General features: G+C 66.8%; 1 protein-coding gene. It reads left to right on the top strand.

The features are described from left to right. Positions 1–699 precede the first annotated feature (699 nt). Positions 700–1,014: a DUF736 domain-containing protein gene (locus QMX85_RS23345; RefSeq protein WP_282344934.1), complete on the top strand. Its 315-nt coding sequence runs from the start codon at positions 700–702 to the stop codon at positions 1,012–1,014. Positions 1,015–1,094: the final 80 nt, after the last annotated feature.

Here is a 1,094-nt window from a genome sequence, read left to right as displayed (position 1 = left end):
GGGGGGGGGCCCCCCCCCGGTTCCAGCGCCCAAAGCAAAATCGCCCCGTCGCCGCCTTCGACCAGGCGGCGACGTGGCGAGCGCGCAAGTGCCTTGCACGTGGTACGGCGATCGGCGCCCGCTGACGCGGGCAAGGTTTCGATGGCACCCCGCAATGGACGGGGCTTGTGGGGCTACGCCCCGGCTTGCTGCGGCAGGTTGTGCCAAAGCGTGCCGTCCTCGACGCTGGCGGTTCAGCGCAACCACGCCACGAAGGACGGTTCACGGACACGCCGCCCGGCCTCGCTATGGAGCTTCCACACCACGCCTCAAGCCCGCCGTCCAAGGCTGCGGCAGGGGCGCTTCCACTCGGTCATTGGAGCATTGACCTGACCCGCGTCAGAGCACAAGCCGGTGCAGCCGTCATGCGGGGATGCCGAGTCGGCCATCTCTCCTTGGCGGGACGGTCGGCCCCTGCGTCCTTGCCTCGTTGTGAATCCTGGCGGTGGCACGGCTGCGCCTTGGGCTTCGTGGCCGCAACCTTCCAGCGAAAACAATTTCCCCTGCGCTGCGCGCATTCCTCGCGGGACAGATTCTTTTCGCTTCCAGGTTCTCCACTACGTTTCGACCGCAAGCGGTGCGGCCAGCCCAGCTACCGCCGGACGGATCGCAACAAGGACGCGATGGGCGCGACCTTGGTTACCCGCAGGAGAAATCATCATGGCCAACATCGGCACCTTCACAGCAGACAAAGACGGTTACACCGGCACACTCCGCACCCTGACGCTCAACGTCAAGGTCAAGCTGGTTCCCAACGACAAGGGCGACAACGAAAGCGCCCCCGACTTCCGCGTGCAGGCGGCGGGCCACGACATCGGCGCGGGGTGGCAAAAAGTCAGCAAGGCCGAACGGCCCTATGTGTCCGTGACCCTCGACGATCCTTCGTTCCCGGCGACTGTCTATGCCCGCCTGATCGAAGGCGAGGACGGCACGCACGACCTGATCTGGTCGCGCAGCAAGCCACTGGCGGCCTGACGGCCGCTCACCGTGCCCCCCCCCGTGTGGGGGGGGCCCGGGCGAGTCGCGTTTTAACAACAGCCGCCGCCCCCGAAAAA

The organism is Pseudomonas sp. PS02288, from assembly GCF_029959715.1.
Classification (GTDB): Bacteria; Pseudomonadota; Gammaproteobacteria; order Pseudomonadales; family Pseudomonadaceae; genus Pseudomonas_O; species Pseudomonas_O kuykendallii.
This window is presented reverse-complemented; position numbering and strand designations above follow the sequence as displayed.

What these genes read in the sequence shown, in the direction of transcription:
- QMX85_RS23345 (WP_282344934.1), top strand. Translation starts at nt 700, where the DNA reads ATGGCCAACATCGGCACCTTCACAGCAGACAAAGACGGTTACACCGGC.